Source organism: Gardnerella sp. DNF01199S, assembly GCF_049244155.1.
In the GTDB taxonomy this organism is placed as follows: domain Bacteria; phylum Actinomycetota; class Actinomycetes; order Actinomycetales; family Bifidobacteriaceae; genus Bifidobacterium; species Bifidobacterium piotii.
In genome coordinates this window covers 594,743-612,481 of sequence record NZ_CP058380.1, presented here as the reverse complement: position 1 = coordinate 612,481, position 17,739 = coordinate 594,743, and the positions used below count along the sequence as shown (strand labels likewise).

The following is a 17,739-nucleotide window of genomic DNA, read 5'->3' as shown; positions in this document are numbered from 1 at the left end:
ATTCTATTGTTACAACAAATAAAGAAAAAATAAAAGCATAAAACGCTAATGTGGTTAAAGGCTATTTAGCTATATCTCGTTGCTTTGTATTAATGTTGAACTGTGACACAGATAAGCAGATTCAAGTTGGTAGCGCTGGCCTCATCGGTCATGCCAGAAGTACAATTCGCCGGAACGCGCCAAAGCGAGCAGGCAAACGCCACCGATGCCGCTGCTGGCATATCTCACGCTGTTATTCAAGACGTTTCGGGCAGACTTTACGACATTTTTGTTAGCTCTAACGCTAAAGGTCAAAAACGTTTGCACGATAGAGCGCGAGCAGCATGGGTATTGCAAAAAACTAAGGGTCTTGCAGCTCTTGGATTTGCTCACGAAGAAATGCTTAAGTTTGTTCCTGGGTCGCTTTCAAATAAGGCAAATCAAACTAATCATGCAAACCAAGCAAATCAACAAGATTCCACTAACAGTCAAAATCAAAACGAATTACATTTTGACTCAATAGGAGAAGCTGATTTTAACAATCCAACAGTGCTTATTTGTAATCATCTAAACGGAAATGCAAGAGAACTAAGCCTTCTTACAACAGATGATTGTGTAAACGCTGGAACTGCAATAGGCGCGATTCATAGACTAAGTCCGTCGTTTTTAACTAAAAGCGATTATCCTTCTTTTACTACTGGTCAAATTCGCACGCAATTAACATCTTGGATTAAAAGATTGCGCCAAGCAGGCCATATTCCTACAGAAATAACAGATAATTGGTCTAGAGTTTTAGAAACTGATGGATTGTGGTCATTCGACACTTGCCCAGTTCACGGCGGATTCAAAGATGGTGATTTTCTATTTTCTGGGTCTACTATTACAGCTATAACCAATTGGCAAAGCATGCAAATCAACGATCCTGCTCGCGATTTAGCGTGGATTTTTGCAAAGCTTAACGAGCAGCATAGAAACGCTTTGCTAAGTGCCTATGGAAGAATGCTTGGGTCTAGATTAGACAGCATGATTATGCTTCGAGCAAATCTTTGGTTGCAAATGGAGCAAGTTGGAGACTTTATTCAAGCTTTGCAACGCGCAGATACAACTGGAATCATGCGATTTAAGGCGCAAGTGGAACGTCTTGCTCACGAGCTTACGCGCATAAATAACTCCAGAGCAGCAAGCGCAAATCAAAACAATAATAGCGCAAATCCAGCGTCTTCTCTTACTGTAGGAGATATTGTTAAAGACGATATTGTTAAAGATAATGCCGTTAAAGACGATACTATATCTTCGGATGCTACTAACGAAAAAACTGTTGTAACGCTCAAGCAAGAAGATCAAAAAGACTATAAAGATAATACATACGAACAAACTATAACTATAAACGACAACACTAACGCCACTGAAGCTGCCACTAAAACAGCCACTATTGCAGACGGCTTGGAAACGCAAGTTATAAGCAGCGTTAACAAAACTAACAACGTTAATAACAATTCAACGAACGAAGTTAACGATAGCAATAATGATTTTGTAGATAAAGCTAATGCAAATAATAGTGTAGAAAGTGCAGACAGCGGCGAAAGTGCAGACAGTAACAATAGTGTTGAAAGCGTCGATATAAATAGCAACGATGGTAATGGCAATAATAGTAATGGCAATAATGGCAATAAAAATGAAGATTTAGATAAGCCAGCAACTATTATTATTCCAATGCTAAAAGATGCAGAACTTGCTATTAAAGACGCAAAAAGCAAACTAGAAAGCACAAGAACAAGCGCAAATACAGGTGAAAGCACAAACGCCCAAAACTAATACATAAGCGCATAAAACACTAAATAACAATAATTAATCTAAACAATTAAGGAATAAAAATGAAGGTAACAATTGGCGTTAAGCACGTAAAAGACACTATTAGCTTTGAAAGTGATCAAAGCGAGCAAGATATACAAAACATTATTGAAAGCGCTATTAAAGACGCAAAAGCGATTAATCTTACAGATAAAAATAATCGAAAAATTTTTATTATGGCAGACTCTTTTGCATATGCGATTATAGGAGATACGCCAACTCACACCGTTGGTTTTAACGCGTTTTAACACTGCTAGAACACTACTGAACACTGCTAGAACACTTAACACGTTTATAACGTTTTAACAGCGCAATTTTAATTCATCTGGTAATTTAGGATTTTAGAAACAACATTGCAACTTGTTGTTTCTTCTCCGATTTTATTTGGCTTGCCACTACCATGCCAATCGGAGCCACCAGTAACAAGCAAATTCAAGTCTTTTGCTAACTCCAATAGTCTTTGTCTTTGCGTTAAAGAGTTTCCACGATGATATACTTCTAAACCGTTAAGGCCAACGCCTGCATAGTGTTCTATTTGAGAATCCGAAAGAATAACAAGATTCCTGCTATAATCCGCAGGATGCGCAATAACGCTTACTCCCCCAGCGTGTTTAATAACTTTAATAACCTCATCAACACTTGGAGATGGCGTTGGAATGTAGTATGGGCCATGTGGAGCAACAGGGCCTGCAAAAGCTTGTGACCTTGTTTCAAAAACGCCTGCAGCAACAAGAGCGTCTGCAATATGCGGGCGACCAATCGTAGTTAGCGCACCTTGCCCTGCTTGTGCAAGAACATCTTGCCAAGTAATCGGAAAGTCGTGCGACATAAGATCAACCATTTTGCGCGTGCGTTCCAATCTGCGTTTTCTTGTAGTTGCAAACATTTCATTAATGCACTCGTCGTTTGGATTGTAGTTATAAGCAAGCACGTGAACCGATATGTTTCCTTCTACAGCAGTTATCTCCGATCCAAAAATAACTGGAAAATCAGCGTTTTTAGCAGCTTCTTCAAAATCATGCCAGCCAGCAGTAGTGTCGTGATCGCTAATAGCTACTCCACTAAGTCCAAGATTTTTAGCTTCATCTACTAATTCTTTTGGAGATTTAGTGCCATCCGAATATAAAGTATGACAATGCAAATCCCACCCTAAATCTTGCGATTTAGAATCCAAACTAAAGTCGTTATTCGCACTACTACCTATTACAGTCATATAATTATCGTAAACTGTGGCATGTAACGGTTTTAAGTCTAAACAATATCTAAATACATTAGCGCTTTGAGGAGTGTTTATGGGTAACCACAATAATCGCATGAATTCTTGGCGACATTCTGCCGCTTGGGTTTACATGATTATGCTTATTTCATCCGCAATTGCACTTTTAACATCGCTAATACTTTCTTCCGAAACTTTAGCTCTTGCACGCGCACCGCATAAAGCGCTTGGATGCGACGTAAACACCGTTGTTTCGTGCTCTAAAGTGGCTCAATCTTGGCAAGCGGAATTCATAAGATTTGGCGAACTAAGCTTCCCTAATGCTTTCTTTGGAATTGCAGCAGAAAGCGTTTTCGTAACGCTTGCTGTAGTTGGAATAGCAAAAGTAAAACTTCCAAAATGGCTAGCAACTTTTAGCTGGATTGGTGGATTATGCGCACTCTTGTACGCTTATTGGCTGTTTACGCAATCTATGTTTGTTATACAAATTCTTTGCCCATGGTGCCTTGTTTTAATGTTTTGCACAACTTTGCAATTTATGTCACTTACACACGCAACATTTAGTGTGCAAGAGATTGGATTAAAAAATAAGATTTTAAGCGCTTACTACCGACTAAATTACGATTTAATCGTGGATTTGCTTTGGATTTTTGCTCTTGTATTGCTTATTTTAAGCAAATACGGCAATGCTATATTTTCATAAGTCGCAAGTAAAATCGCAAGTAAAATCGCATTAGATAAGACGCAATTTAATTGCAATCAGAAATCACCATTAAGTAACGATTGAGATAGCTTAGCAATACGATTACTTGAATCGGAGTTAGTAAGCACAACACTTCCACTATTTTCGATTGGCGCAAGCAAATCATTAGACTCTAAAACGCTTTTAAGATGGTGAATAGTGCCATCATTACCGTCTACAATATTCACGCAATCAGGCAAAAACTCACGGAAGTAGCTTTTATAAAACACAAAATGAGTGCATCCTAAAACAACTGAATCAATGCTATTTAAGTCGTAAGAATCAAAATACTTGTGCAAAGCGCTCATAACAATATTTTTATTGCCTAAATCGCCATTTTCCACAATTTCTACCAAATCTGGGCAAGGCCTAGAAAAAATCTTGTGATTTTGCGTAAAACGATTCATAAGTTCTGCAAACTTGCGCTCTCTAAGCGTTAAAGGCGTAGCTGCAACGATTACGCGCTGAGGCTTGCCGCCGCCCAAATCGCAAGCAAGCTTAAGAGCAGGCTCCATGCCAATAATCGGCATATTGTAATGCGCGCGCAAATCTTTAACAGCAGCAGAAGTGGCAGTATTGCAAGCAATTACAACAGCTTTAACATTAAGACTTGCAAAATGCTCAACAATCTTAAAACTAAGATCTCGAACTTCTTGAGGAGTTTTTATGCCATAAGGCGCGTTTGCAGAGTCGCCAAAATAAACAATGCGCTCGTTAGGCATAGCTGCGCTAAGTTGACGAACTACAGAAATGCCACCAAGCCCTGAGTCAAACACACCAATTGGAGCGCATGAAGTCATAAAAACCTCCTAATAGACTCTTATTATGTTACTTTTTAGCACAAACATAAGCGTTACAAAACAGCATCAATAAGGCTTTGCGTGTAGGAATTCTTAGGGAAACGCAATACATCTTTAACGCTTCCCTGCTCAACAATTCTTCCGCCTTTTATAACGCTAACTTGGCTAGCAATACGGCTTACTAAAGCCAAATCATGCGTTATAAACAAGCACGAAAAGTTGTACTGCTTTTGCAAGCTACTTAGAAGATTTAAGATTTTTAGGCAATGGTTTGCATCTAACGCCGAAGTTGGCTCATCTGCAATAATCAAAGAAGGACGATTTATTAACGCTCGCGCAATGCCAACTCGCTGTTTTTGGCCGCCAGAAAGCTCGTGCGGGAACCTGTTTATTAAGCTTAATGGCAAATGCACTTGATTAAGAACAAACTCCACGCGCTTTTTGCGCTCTTCTTCGCTAAGACTTTTATTGGCAAGAATAGGCTCGGCAATGCTCCAGCCTACTGTTTTTAAAGGATTTAACGCCGAGCCAGAATCTTGGAAAATGAATCCAATATTGCTTAAAATCTTGCGATTCGCGTGCTTTTTGCAATCGGAGTATAAATTAAGGCCCTCTATGCTTATGCTGCCAGATTCTGGCTTAAGCTGGCCAGAAATAAGCTTTGCAATCGTTGTTTTTCCAGCACCAGATTCGCCAACCAGCGCATGCGTCTTCCCCTTTAAAATATTAAGGTTCAAATCACTTATTGCGGATTTGGAAGAGTTGAAAATTTTAGAAGACTTAGCATATTTGGCAGAAACATTTTGAATGTTTACGCAAAAATCGCCAGCATCCGAGCTAGTTGATTCGCTAGCTAAATTATTAATATCAAAATCAACAATAGAGTCTAAAAGAGAGCGCGTATAGCTGTTTTTAGGATTAGAAAACACATCTTTAACTAGTCCACTTTCAACAATACTGCCACTGTTCATAACATAAACTGTGTTTGCAACAGCCTTAACAACGCTCATATTATGCGTAATAATCAAAACCGCAATATTATGCTTTTTAGCTAAATCGCGCAAAAGCTGCAAAATCTTACGCTGAGTTGTAACATCTAAAGCTGTTGTAGGCTCGTCTGCAATAAGCAAAGAAGGTAGATTAATAATTGCCATTGCAATCATTGCGCGCTGAAGCTGCCCGCCAGAAAGTTCGTGCGGATAAGACCTATAAACGCGATTTACATCCTTTAGGCCAACCTCGCTAAGGGAATCAAGAACTCGCGATTTTCTAGCGCGAGCGCTCATCTTGCCAAACTTTTCGGGATGATATTTTAACGCCTCTTCAATTTGCTTGCCAAGACGCATAACGGGATTAAATGCAGTAGATGGCTCTTGGAACACCATTGAAATAAGCCCCGAACGAATATAAGAATACGGAGCATTATTGCTTAGCAAATCCAAACTGTCATTAGCGCTTGTATTAATAACCGCTTTGCCAGAAACACTAAAATCGCCTGGAAGAAGACCCATTAACGCCAACGAAGTTAATGACTTTCCCGAACCAGATTCGCCAACCAGCGCGCTAATTTTGCCCGCATATAAGTTTAAATATACGTTATGCGTAATCTGATTTTTGCCAATCGCAATAGACAAGTTGTTAACACTAAGCACTGGGTTTTCGCGATTTTCCAACATTTTATTAAATCCTTTTCTAGTTTCTAAGCGAAACTCGCGCATAGTTTGGATAAGCCGGGAAAGACCCAACGAAGAAGTTTTCCACATTGCTTCCGTGAATATAAGTGTTCTTAGAGTAAATAAGCGGAACAATTGGAGAATCGCGCATAATCTCTTTATCAACCTGCTGCCAAAACAAATCTGCACGCGACTTATCTATAACGCCAACAGCTTGGCGAATCAAGGAATCCACTTTTGGATTCGAGTAACGAGATATATTCCAATTGCCACCGCCTATTTGCGAAGAATCAAAAAGCGGACCAATATTTGCATACGCAGAAGGAAAATCAGGCTGCCATTTAGACAAAGCTAAATCATAATCGCCAGAATCGCCAGTAATCATATCTGTAAAAATCTGCGAATCCACAGTTCGTATAGAAACATCAATTCCAACGCGCTTTAAGCTTGCTTGAATAGAAGATGCCACTTGCGCCTGATCTGGGCGAGCAATAAGACTAAACTTTAGTTTAGATTTACCCGATTCCTTTAATAATTGTTTAGCCTTTTCTACGTCCCCACGCGGATTTGCAGAATATAGATTATAGACTTTGCGCTCGCTTACGCCTGGAGTAATAAGCGTTGTTGCAAAACCGCCAGCAACCGCACCGCCCTTTGCTCGCTGATACGACTGCTTATCTACAGCGTACTGAATTGCCTTGCGAATCTTAACATCTTTAATACGTCGATTGTTCATGGCCAAGTATTCCAACGCTCCGTCACCGCTTGTAATTAAAAGATTGCTTGACTTGTAGCTTGCTTTAGCTTGCGCGCGTTGAGCTGGAGGCACAAAATCTGCAAGAATAGCATTGTCTGCACCAGAATTGCCTTGAATCATAGATTGTGCAGCAACAGAAGGATCAACGCCAAGCTTCCAAATTATCTTGTCTGGGTAATTAGCTCGAATTGAATCCGCGCTGGAATCCCAATTAGTGTTTCTAACCATAACAATTTGCTTGCCAACTTCGTTTTCAACAATTTTGTACGGTCCAGAAGCAACTGGGCTTTTGCCATAATCCTGCGCATTACCAGAATTTAGTGGAACGGGAGCGAATGCAGCCAAAGACGCAACCCAAGGCCAATTAGCAAAAGCAGCATTTAGCTTAAAAAAGATTGTTTGATTGTCTGGAGTTTCAATCGAATCCAAAGATTTACCACTAAACGGACCGGCATAGTCTTTAGCGCCTTGTAAAAGCGCTTTGTGGTAACCAAATCCGCCTGTAAGCGAGTTTGCAAAAGAACGCTCAAGACCATATTTAATATCTTTAGACGTTATTGGGCTTCCATCCTGGTATTTAATCCCTTTTTTAAGAGTGTACTTCCAAGTTTTTCCGCCGTCTAAAGCAGTTCCTGTATCTGTTGCTAAATCGGCAACAACACTCGTTTTGCCACTTGGCGTTACTTTCCACGTTGTTAAAGCGCGGAAAACTAGGCTATTAGAGGTTATTGGTAAACCCTGACTTCTTGCAGGATCAAAATCCATTTTTGATTCGGAGCTTAGAATCGTAAGCGTTCCGCCCTTTTTTGGATTGCTATTAAGCACAGAAGCATTAGGGAGTCTTTTTTGTAGATTTTGACCACTTTGCACAGCAGATCCGCAAGCAGAAAATGCATAAACCAGCGAAAACACTAGAATTACGGAAATTGCTCTTAATGTATTTAGAGCAAAACCACGATTAACTTTTTTGATGATTTGATAATAATTTTGCATATTTTGTGCATTTTGCATGATTTTTCCTTAATTTTTTATAAAGTTATAAAGTTATTAAAAATTTTTATTATTGTGATTTAAAGAAGACTTTAGTAGCGACTTTAGTTGCAACCTTAATGGCGATTTTGCTGGCGATTTTAACGCTCACTAATCACCGCTTTAAAGGGCGACTTTAGCCGCTCTAGGATCAAGCAAACAATAACAGACGTCAACAATAAGATTTGCAATTATTACAAGAGCGGCCGAAAACAGCGTAACTCCAACCAAAACTTGCAAATCAAAAGTCTTAACAGCGTCTAAAAGAAGCGAACCCAACCCGTGCATAGAGAACACGCGCTCAGTTATAACCGCTCCACCAAGAAGACCGCCAAGATCTAAACCAAACATTGTAAATATTGGTAAAATCGCATTTCGCAAAGCATGATTTAGTACAACATGTGAATCGGGCATGCCCTTTGCTCTTGCAGTTCGCACATAATCTTTACCAAATTCCCTAAGCATTGTAGAACGAGTAATGCGCGCATAAAAAGCGCCATTTATCAACGCTAAAACAATCCAAGCGAGTAGCAGATGCCAAGCCCAGTTAAAAGGATTAGCAAAGAAGCTAACATATCCGCCCGTAGGAAAAACGGGAATGTAAACCGCAAAAGCAATAATCGCCAGCAAACCAATTAAGTAGGTAGGAGACGAAATACCAATCGAAGATAACGCTACGATTATGCGGTCAATCCACGAATCACGCTTAACAGCTTGCAAAACGCCTGCAAATACGCCAATTAGCATCCACAAAACAGCAGCGCCGATCGCGATTGATGCAGTAACTGGAAAACGACTAAAAATCAGACCAGTAACAGGCTCATTAAGAGCAAAAGACCATCCTAAGCAAGGAGCCGCGCAAACAATTGCGCTGGCAGATGCAGAATCGCCAAAAGTACGGCCAACAAAAATACCCTGCAAATAGTTAAAAAGCTGACTATACCAAGGCAAATCAGTTCCCATAAACGCAGAGACTTGGGCTAAACGTTCAGGCGTGCAAGGTTTGCCGCACATAAGCTGCGCAGGATTTGTTGGAGTCATAAAGAAAATCAAAAACATTGCCATTGCAATAACAGCAATAACAGCCAAAGCGCTTGCAACGCGCCTAATAATGTAAAGAAAAACGCTCATGCTGCTATCTCCATTTTTGAAGAAAGCCAATCGCCCATCATATTAAACCCGAGCGCAAGCAGGGACAAAGATAAACCTGGGAATATTAAATACCACGGGTCTACCAATGCCCACTGCACTGCGTCGGATATTGAGCGTCCCCACGAAGGCGAAGGCGGATTCATGCCAACGCCAAGAAATGAAAGTGCCGCTTCGAGCGCAATACGGCCTGGTATAGAAAGTGTTGTATTAACAATGATTATTGGAAGCATGTTTGGCAAAATCTGATTGCGCAAAACATGAAAAGCACTAGCGCCCATAACTCTGGAAGCCACAGCAAAATGACGATTTTTAAGGCTAAGTGTTTCGCCGCGTACCAATCGCGCCATACTAGGCCAACCAAAAAAGCCGATTACAAGAGTTAAAAGAAGCGGACGCGGGAAAGTTTGAGGAACAATCGCAGAAAGCGCAATCGCAAAGATTAGGAATGGGAACCCAAAGAACACGTCCATAATGCGAGAAATTGCAAAATCAACAAAACCACCAAAATAACCAGCAATAACGCCAATTACAACGCCTAAAACAACGGAGATTGCAGTAGAAGCTAAGCCAATTCCAAGAGAGATTCTTGCGCCGTGAGAGATGATTGCAAATAAGTCAATTCCGCGCAATGGTGTTACGCCAAACCAATGTTTTGAGCTTATTCCGCCTATGCCTGTAGGCAACGAAGAATCCGACAAAACATCGGGATTTTCGCTATATGGATCATTACCTGTAATAAAAGTAAAAAGGTCGGCAAAAATCGCCAACAAAACAAACAGTGATATTATTGCAATTCCAATAATTGCGGTAACACTTGATAAGTCGCGCTTACTACGCGAATAAAATACACCGCCCCTTTTCATCGCCACTCATTTCGTTACCTGCACTTTCATATTGCAATTTTTCTATAAAACTAACAAATACAAACATGAGTAAATTTGTACTGTTGTTATAACGAATCTATAGGAAGGTATGGAAGTGTAGAAAATCGGAGTGTCGCATTGCTTCGCTTTTCGCTTAGAGCGTAGCGCGAAAAGCGACTCAATGCGATAGCGCTTGCTCAAAGTGGAAAGCCAATGCACTTTCCACGCAAGCGCGACCCCGATTTCGCCTACACTTAGGCGAAATCCGAAGACCAGCAAAACACACATAACAAAGCGACTCAATGCGATAGCGCTTGCTTCTATAAATAGCCTTTAACCACAATGCGTAAAAAATCTAGGAAAGCTGACTTAAATCATTTACGATACCTAATACAAAACAACAATCATTAAAAATAGTTTCAATTGATGCTATTTTACGTTAAACTAAATGATAGAAGGTGAGTATGAATTTTGAGTACGATCCTGCAAAAAGCTTAAAAAATTTAGCTAAACACGGTATCAGTTTCAAAAAAGCCCAAATACTGTGGAACAATGAAACAGCTGAAATCAAATCCAAAAATTCAGGCACCGACAACGCTCGCTACTTAGTTTTTGGAAAGATAGACAGCAAATATTGGACTGCAGTAATAACAAAAAGAAATAATCGAATTCGTATTATTTCTGTAAGAAGATCACGAAAGAAGGAGGAACAATATTATGAAAAACACCACAAAAAGTAAAGAAATAAGTGGCAAAGAACTCGATAAAAAATTCGATAACGGCGAAGACGTACTTGAGTACTTTGATTTGGAGCATCCAATTATAGAGAACCACTCAAATGAACAAAAGCACGTCACTTTTATTATGCCTGAATGGATATTTAGAATAATGAAATTCTTTAGAGTAGCTACAACACGGTAGTCAAATAAAGAAGCAAAACTAGAGATAAAACAAAACGTGCCGACGTATTGAATCATACAACGGCACGTTTTTTGTTTAGTTAATTAGCTGTTAGCTGTGTTTTACGCACGCTTAAGACTTACGCTAAGCTCAGTTGCGCTAGAATCAGCCTCTGTAACTTCAAAGCTTGTAGCCAAAGTCTCCTCCGCAATCAAATCACGGAACTGCTCAACTTTAGAAACATCCGAAGCAGGCACGCTCAAAGTCAAAGAGATTCGGTCGCTAATATCCAAACCATTCTCCTTACGAGCATCTTGAACAGCGCGAATAGCATCGCGAGCATAACCTTCCGCAAGCAAATCGCTAGTCAAAGCAGTGTCAAGCATAACGAAACCGCCAGTTGGCATTGCAGCAGAAGCAGTATTTGCAGCCGCTTGAGCATCCGAAGACTCAACGCGATTCACAAGATCATATTCGCCTTGTTCAAGCGCAACTTCGCCGTTTGGAGTGTTAACAACAGGAGCACCAGAGCCGTCCACACGCCAATCGCCACTCTTAGAAGACTTAATAGCAAACTGCACTTGCTTACCCAAACGAGGACCAGCTGCGCGCGCATTCACCTTAAGCTCGTGAACAATCTTCAAACCATGGCTGCTAGCATCTTCCAAAGTGCAGAATGTAACATTCTTCACATTAAGCTCGCGCTCAAGCACCTGCTCGTAAGGCTCTACAGCATCAGTATTCTCTGCAACAACCGTCAAATTTGCCAACGGCTGGCGCACACGCAACTGTTCCGCCTTACGCAAAGAAAGCGTAGAAGAAACAACCTCGCGAACCTTATCCATAGCAGCAACCAAAGCATCGTCGTGCGCAAGAACCGCTCCAAGCTCAGTCACTTCGCCAGCCTTAGGGTTTTTCTCTCCATCCGAAAGCATTTGCGGTTCAACCAAATAAGGCCAATCAACCAAATGCACGGATTCGCCGCCAGTAAGACCACGCCACACAGCCTCTGCCTCCATAGGAGCAAGAGGAGAAATCGTGCGCATGAACACTTCAAGAACAGTGTAAAGCGTGTTAAAAGCAGTCTCGTCTTCATTCCAGAATCGGTCGCGGCTGCCGCGAATATACCAATTCGTAAGCACGTCAATAAAATCACTTACTGCCGCGCAAGCATCGCTAATCACAAACTCGTTCAAACACTTTTCTACGCGCTCAACAAGCAAACGCGTGCGAGCAAGCAAGTAGCGATCCATGTTGCAAAGGCCTGCAACCTCGTCCGCGCGAAGCCTGCGAGCATCGTAGCCCTTGCCACCGTTTGCAGCATTCGCATACAAAGTGAAGAAGTAGTAAGAGCTCCAAACTGGAAGCATAACCTGGCGAACAGTATCCCTAATGCCGTCGGCAGTAACAATCAAATTGCCACCGCGCAAAATTGGCGAAGACATAAGGAACCAGCGCATAGCATCCGAACCGTACTCGTTGAAAACGCCATTAACATCTGGGTAATTGCGCAAATGCTTACTCATCTTCTGGCCGTCGGAACCAAGCACAATGCCGTGGCAAATCACGTTCTTAAAAGCTGGACGGTCGAATAGAGCTGTAGCCATAATGTGAAGCGTGTAGAACCAGCCGCGAGTCTGACCAATATATTCAACGATGTAATCGCATGGGAAGTGTTCTTCGAAGAAGTCCTTATTTTCAAACGGATAATGGAACTGTGCAAAAGGCATAGAACCAGACTCAAACCAACAATCGAGAACGTCCGTAATGCGGTGCATTTGCGACTTTCCAGTAGGATCGTCTGGGTTCGGTCGAGTAAGGCGATCGATATACGGGCGGTGCATATTCACATTGCCATCATCGTCGCGAGGATAGTCGCCAAAATCAGCCTTAAGCTCATCCAAGGAGCCATAAACGTCTACGCGAGGATACTTTGGATCATCACTCACCCACACTGGAATTGGCGATCCCCAGAAGCGATTACGGCTAATCGACCAATCGCGAGCGTTAGAAAGCCACTTACCAAACTGGCCGTCCTTAACGTTCCCAGGAATCCAATTAATCTGCTGATTAAGCTCAAGCAAACGCTTCTTAATCTTTGTAACAGACACAAACCAGCTAGAAACAGGCTTATAAATAAGCGGAGTTGCGCAACGCCAGCAGTGAGGATAGCTGTGCACGTAGCTTTTTTCTTGGAACAGCAACGCGCGCTGATCTTCTGGCATTTGAGCAAGCGGGCCGTCTCCTGCACGCAAGTTGCGCAAAATTGGCAAATTCGCGTCGAAAACGTACAAGCCTTCGTAATCTGGGCAGTCGCTTGTAAACTTGCATCCTGCGTCAAGCACGTCAACGCTGCGAATTTCGTGCGCGTTAAGCGTGTTCATATCGTCCTCGCCGTAAGGAGCCTGGTGAACAAGACCAGTACCTTCAGCGGTATCAACATAATCTGCTGTGAAAATCGTAAAAGCGTTAGGACCAGGAGTGCCACCCTCTGCGAGCGCAGAATCGCTTGCAAAGTATGGGAACACTGGGTAGTAGCGCCAACCAGCCATCTGCGCGCCCTTAAGTTCGCGCACAACTTCGTAATTTTCGCCAAGTTCCTTAGTGTAGGAGCCAAGCAAAGGCTTACCAATGTAGAACTTTTTGCCTGCAAACTTGCCTTCAGTTGGACGAACTTCCACGTAATCGATATCTGCACCGACTACGATTGCGAAGTTTGTTGGAACTGTCCAAGGAGTGGTGGTCCAGAATACTGCGTAAGCATCGTCTTCGTCGCGAAGCTTAACGGCGACGGAAACAGTGGTATCCTGGCGATTCTGGTATACGTCCGCATCCATACGAAGCTCGTGGGCGCTAAGCGGAGTCTGGTCCTTTGGGCAGTACGGAAGAACGCGGTAGCCCTTGTAAGCTAAGCCTTTATCGTAAAGCTGCTTAAACGCCCACATTACGGATTCCATGTATGGAATATTCAGCGTTTTGTAGCCGCGCTCGAAATCAACCCAGCGAGCCTGACGATGCACGTAGTTTTGCCACTCGTTTGTGTACTTCAAAACGCTGGCGCGGCAAGCATCGTTGAACTTTGCGATGCCCATTTTTTCGATTTGATCAACAGACTCGATGCCAAGCTCTTTCTGCGCTTCCAACTCTGCAGGAAGACCGTGAGTATCCCAGCCAAAAACGCGGTTTACTTTGCGTCCGCGCATAGTCTGATAGCGCGGAACCACGTCTTTTGCATAACCTGTAAGAAGGTGACCGTAGTGAGGAAGACCGTTTGCGAATGGAGGGCCGTCGAAGAACACGAACTCGTTTTGGCTACCTTTGCCAGAAGGGCGATATTCGATTGACTTGCGGAAAGTGTTATTTGCATCCCAATATTGAAGAACGGACTCTTCAAGCTTTGGGAAGGAAGGATTTGGTGCAACTTGCGCGCCAGCGTTTTCTTGCGTTGATACAGAAACACTTGCCTTTGGATATACGTGATTTGCGCATGACTTTTCGGACGCGTTTGCTGCTGGATTAGTGGATTCGCTCACTGTGCTCTCCTCGCTCAACAGGGTGAATATTTCCCTGCGAGGACGACAGTTATTGCCGCGGTACCACCTCGCTTGCTGCAAAATGCTTATGCAACGTTTGCAGCCTCTCGTGTTTGGCTATACGGGCCAACCCCGTCGGTTCTAATAAGCGAGAACCTTACGAATCCTCGCCGTTCTTCCGAAAACTCCCCGCCGATAACGGATCATCGCTTAAGTTAGAAATAATCTAACACTATCCCCTAACATTGGGAACTTTCACAATCTCATTTATGCCCATTATGAAATAAATTATTATGAGATCCTATGCGCACAAACCTAATAACAGGAATATTATATCGGTAATTATAAATGAGAATTACATCAAATTTTCCTTCTTGCAAATGCAATTCCCAATATCCGCTGTACATCCCACGAGGATGGCTCAATTGGTGAGGATTGTAAGATTCAGGAACTTCTTCAAATTCATAAATACTGTCAATTAAGTCCTCTAATTCGTGTTTAATTGATGGATTCTCTCGAAGCAACTTCCGTAAATCTGCTTGAAATTGAGTATCAAAAATAATTTTCATGACATATTATCCAAAAATGCTTTAGCTTCATTAGCATTGCTAAAAACAATGCCGTCTTCAGAAATTTTGCCATCTATAATTTGATTAGCGTGATTCATAGCTTTAAGCGTTGCTTCGTTGGGAACAGACGTAACGAGCGACGGACTAATAGGTAGAGCTTGTTCACGTACTGCCTGCTTAAGAAACATGTTTAAAGCAGTAGACATATCAAGACCTAAAGCATTAAATAAGACTTCTGCTTCTTGCTTAGTTTTCTCATCTGTTCTGAAATTAATTCTTGCGACCGTGGAAACAACCATAAAAAACACCATCCATTGTCATAATTACATACAATATATGTCTATTGTACACATATAAGTCAAAAAACAATATTATATCTATAAATTGTTGCTCTTTAGTATATAAGTTAGAATTTCATATATATACAGGGATTAAACAGGCAATTAAGAAAATTACGCGAGGAACAATAAGATGGATAAGGTTAGTTTTTCAACGTTTGACGCAAGTAAATACTTAGACACACAGGAAGCAATTGATAAATATCTTGCTATCGCACTAGAAGATGGAGATACTAAAACAGTCCAACTTGTTCTAAGAGATATAGCGAAAATAAACAAGTAATAAAAAGTGCCCCGAATCAGAATCGAACTGACGACACCCACTTTAGGAGAGTGGTGCTCTATCCACTGAGCTACCGAGGCAGTTTAGTTGATTGCAGCGCGCAACACGCAAAACGAAACATGCGCACGCTTCTTACAAAGCAACAAATGGCAATTATACACCATGGCGTGGTTTACGCGATATAACGCGCTCAAGATTCACGATTCAAGATTCGACTGTGTTCCAGCCGTCGCAGCTGTAGCCGACTGCTCTGCCTGAGCCGCATCAAGCTTAGCGCGAACCGATGCAAGCAAGCCCTGCGCACGCTTTGCTAGCGCTTCTCCAAGTTCCCATTGATGCATAGACTGATCTAAAGTCAAACCGCCAGCCTCAAGCGCTTTAACAGCTTGCACAAGCTTTTCACGCGCTTCTTCGTAAGGCATTGCGTTAATCGCAGCTCGCTCTTCGCTGCTAAGCGTGCTAATCGCATCAACTTTTGCACTTGCGTCTTTTATTTCGTCACTCATAATCATCCTTTTCTAATATTTTATTTAAGATTTTTATTTAAGATTTTGCGTTTTAGTTTTATAATTTTACGACTTTACGACTTTACGACTTTACGACTTTATAACTTTATAACTTTACAGCTTTACGACTTTTCTACAGAAGTAACATTAGCTGTAATCAAGCCACTTTTAAGAGTAACTGTTATATTATCGCCAGCTTTTACACGACTAGAATCGTCAAGTACTTTCCCACCGCTAATTTGCACAACCGCGTAACCGCGATTAAGCGTTGATTGCGGACTGAGAGCCGTAATGCTGGCATGTGCCTTTTCAACAGTCAAACTAGCGTCGTCCAGAAGCCGCACCAAACCATGCCTCATGCGTTCAACCGCCTGCTGCACAAACAACTCATGCGGCTCCAGCATAGTGGTTGGCTGAGTAATACTTGGCCTATTTGCGTATCCCTCAATAAGCTGAATCTCGTTGCTAACTCGCGCAGAAATCCTCATGCGCGCGTGTTGCAAAGCGTTATCAATCAACTGCCATTGCTCGTTAACATCTGGAACAACGCGCTTTGCCGCATCTGTAGGAGTAGAGGCGCGCATATCTGCCGCCAAATCAATAAGCGTCCAATCGTCTTCGTGACCAATCGCAGAAACAATCGGAGTTACGCAAGCAGCCGTAGCGCGAACCACGCCTTCGTCCGAAAATCCAATCAAATCCTCAAAGCTGCCGCCACCGCGCGCAACAATAATCACATCAACCTCTGGGTCTGCGTCTAACTGCTTAATGGCCGCAATTACGTCTGATGGACATTGCACACCCTGAACATGCGCGTGAACCACCTTAAAACGCGTTACAGGCCAGCGCAAATTGACGTTTGTAATAACATCTCCCTCGGCTCGAGCTTGAGGCGCACACACCAGTCCAATGCACTTTGGAAACTCAGGAAGCGGCACTTTATTTTCCGCGTCAAACAAGCCTTCACCTTTAAGCTTTTTGCGCAACTCATCTATTTGCGCTTTTAAGTCGCCAGCACCAACACGCCTAATTTCGTCGGCAACAAAGCTCAATCGTGTTGCTTTTACCCAAATATCTGCCTTGCCGTGAACAACTACCCTATCGCCTTGATGCAAATCTTTAGCTTGCTGAACAAACTTACTAAAGCCCATTATGGAGATTGAAACGTCTTCATTGCTGTCTCTAAGCGTTATGTAGCCAGATGTAGACCTTCGCATGTTGATTTCAACAATCTGACCTTCTACCCAAGCCGCAGGCCACTTTTCTACAGCACCATGGAACTTTTGGCTTATAACACTTACTGGCCAAGGATTTTCAGCACTTGTTTCACTTGCGCGTAAAGGTAGCGTGCGATTAGATTGCGCTTTAGGCTGCAACTCTGAGTCTTGATGCTCATTTTGCAATTCTTGCAACACCATACTTAATGTCATGCTTACAGCTTGACTGTTAAGAAGGACAAACATGCAAACACGCCAATTTAACAAATGAACATACAAAACATAAAGCGCACTAACCAAATATTCCCCATGCTGTTACACATGGGGAATA

The 17,739-nt window shown here is 42.2% G+C and carries 17 protein-coding genes and 1 tRNA gene; 6 read left to right on the top strand and 12 right to left on the bottom strand.

The annotated features are described in order from the left end of the window. Positions 1 to 150 precede the first annotated feature (150 nt). A complete protein-coding gene (locus tag HXT45_RS02370; RefSeq protein ID WP_421782137.1) occupies positions 151 to 1,794 on the top strand; it encodes a phosphotransferase in 1,644 nt (547 codons plus the stop codon). 59 nt (positions 1,795 to 1,853) lie between these two features. Next, positions 1,854 to 2,078 carry a DUF3107 domain-containing protein gene (locus tag HXT45_RS02365; RefSeq protein WP_020758939.1) on the top strand — a complete coding sequence of 75 codons (225 nt, stop codon included), beginning with the start codon at positions 1,854 to 1,856 and terminating at the stop codon, positions 2,076 to 2,078. A 68-nt stretch (positions 2,079 to 2,146) separates the two neighbouring features. Here the strand turns inward: HXT45_RS02365 and HXT45_RS02360 are convergent, their stop codons facing one another. Further along, on the bottom strand, positions 2,147 to 3,043 hold the full coding sequence (locus tag HXT45_RS02360) for a PHP domain-containing protein (protein WP_421782135.1): 897 nt from the start codon (positions 3,041 to 3,043) through the stop codon (positions 2,147 to 2,149). Positions 3,044 to 3,122: 79 nt separating this feature from the next. On the opposite strand from HXT45_RS02360, the gene HXT45_RS02355 reads away from it, so the two are divergent. After that, a complete protein-coding gene (locus HXT45_RS02355; protein WP_230953873.1) occupies positions 3,123 to 3,749 on the top strand; it encodes a vitamin K epoxide reductase family protein in 627 nt (208 codons plus the stop codon). Positions 3,750 to 3,805: 56 nt separating this feature from the next. Here the strand turns inward: HXT45_RS02355 and murI are convergent, their stop codons facing one another. The 5 genes from murI to HXT45_RS02330 all read right to left on the bottom strand — a co-directional run bounded on the left by murI (position 3,806) and on the right by HXT45_RS02330 (position 10,062). Next, positions 3,806 to 4,588, bottom strand: coding sequence for a glutamate racemase (gene murI, locus HXT45_RS02350; RefSeq protein ID WP_020758203.1), 783 nt, complete (start codon positions 4,586 to 4,588; stop codon positions 3,806 to 3,808). A gap of 53 nt (positions 4,589 to 4,641) precedes the next feature. Then, positions 4,642 to 6,264 carry an ATP-binding cassette domain-containing protein gene (locus HXT45_RS02345; RefSeq protein WP_421782132.1) on the bottom strand — a complete coding sequence of 541 codons (1,623 nt, stop codon included), beginning with the start codon at positions 6,262 to 6,264 and terminating at the stop codon, positions 4,642 to 4,644. 16 nt (positions 6,265 to 6,280) lie between these two features. Then, positions 6,281 to 8,029 carry an ABC transporter substrate-binding protein gene (locus HXT45_RS02340; protein WP_116689699.1) on the bottom strand — a complete coding sequence of 583 codons (1,749 nt, stop codon included), beginning with the start codon at positions 8,027 to 8,029 and terminating at the stop codon, positions 6,281 to 6,283. Between the two features lie 141 nt (positions 8,030 to 8,170). Beyond that, positions 8,171 to 9,178: an ABC transporter permease gene (locus tag HXT45_RS02335; protein ID WP_004130387.1), complete on the bottom strand. Its 1,008-nt coding sequence runs from the start codon at positions 9,176 to 9,178 to the stop codon at positions 8,171 to 8,173. After that, positions 9,175 to 10,062, bottom strand: a complete 888-nt coding sequence (locus HXT45_RS02330; protein ID WP_116689700.1) for an ABC transporter permease — start codon at positions 10,060 to 10,062, stop codon at positions 9,175 to 9,177. Before HXT45_RS02330 ends, HXT45_RS02335 begins: the two co-directional genes overlap by 4 nt. A 464-nt stretch (positions 10,063 to 10,526) precedes the next feature. Here HXT45_RS02330 and HXT45_RS02325 point away from each other — a divergent pair, with 464 nt between their 5' ends. Both HXT45_RS02325 and HXT45_RS02320 read left to right on the top strand, forming a co-directional pair. Then, positions 10,527 to 10,802 (top strand): BrnT family toxin, encoded by a 276-nt coding sequence (locus tag HXT45_RS02325; RefSeq protein ID WP_116689701.1) that lies wholly within the window; start codon positions 10,527 to 10,529, stop codon positions 10,800 to 10,802. Next, a complete protein-coding gene (locus HXT45_RS02320) occupies positions 10,780 to 10,983 on the top strand; it encodes a hypothetical protein (protein WP_116689702.1) in 204 nt (67 codons plus the stop codon). Before HXT45_RS02325 ends, HXT45_RS02320 begins: the two co-directional genes overlap by 23 nt. Positions 10,984 to 11,084: 101 nt before the next feature. Here HXT45_RS02320 and ileS read toward each other — a convergent pair whose 3' ends face one another. From ileS to HXT45_RS02305, 3 genes are all read right to left on the bottom strand, one after another. After that, positions 11,085 to 14,495 carry a mupirocin-resistant isoleucine--tRNA ligase gene (gene ileS / locus HXT45_RS02315; RefSeq protein ID WP_421782129.1) on the bottom strand — a complete coding sequence of 1,137 codons (3,411 nt, stop codon included), beginning with the start codon at positions 14,493 to 14,495 and terminating at the stop codon, positions 11,085 to 11,087. A 263-nt stretch (positions 14,496 to 14,758) separates the two neighbouring features. Further along, complete coding sequence (locus HXT45_RS02310; protein WP_004124725.1) at positions 14,759 to 15,064, bottom strand: type II toxin-antitoxin system YafQ family toxin; 306 nt, start codon at positions 15,062 to 15,064, stop codon at positions 14,759 to 14,761. Next, on the bottom strand, positions 15,061 to 15,363 hold the full coding sequence (locus tag HXT45_RS02305) for a type II toxin-antitoxin system RelB/DinJ family antitoxin (RefSeq protein ID WP_128831833.1): 303 nt from the start codon (positions 15,361 to 15,363) through the stop codon (positions 15,061 to 15,063). Before HXT45_RS02305 ends, HXT45_RS02310 begins: the two co-directional genes overlap by 4 nt. Before the next feature lie 172 nt (positions 15,364 to 15,535). Here HXT45_RS02305 and HXT45_RS02300 point away from each other — a divergent pair, with 172 nt between their 5' ends. Further along, a complete protein-coding gene (locus HXT45_RS02300) occupies positions 15,536 to 15,685 on the top strand; it encodes a DNA-binding protein (RefSeq protein WP_172534983.1) in 150 nt (49 codons plus the stop codon). Positions 15,686 to 15,692: 7 nt separating this feature from the next. On the opposite strand, the gene HXT45_RS02295 is transcribed toward HXT45_RS02300, so the two are convergent. The 3 genes from HXT45_RS02295 to xseA form a co-directional block, all read right to left on the bottom strand. Further along, a tRNA-Arg gene (locus HXT45_RS02295) sits at positions 15,693 to 15,765 on the bottom strand. A 117-nt stretch (positions 15,766 to 15,882) separates the two neighbouring features. Beyond that, positions 15,883 to 16,191, bottom strand: a complete 309-nt coding sequence (locus HXT45_RS02290; RefSeq protein WP_128831834.1) for an exodeoxyribonuclease VII small subunit — start codon at positions 16,189 to 16,191, stop codon at positions 15,883 to 15,885. 122 nt (positions 16,192 to 16,313) lie between these two features. Continuing rightward, positions 16,314 to 17,654, bottom strand: a complete 1,341-nt coding sequence (xseA, locus tag HXT45_RS02285) for an exodeoxyribonuclease VII large subunit (RefSeq protein WP_421782125.1) — start codon at positions 17,652 to 17,654, stop codon at positions 16,314 to 16,316. Positions 17,655 to 17,739 lie beyond the last annotated feature (85 nt).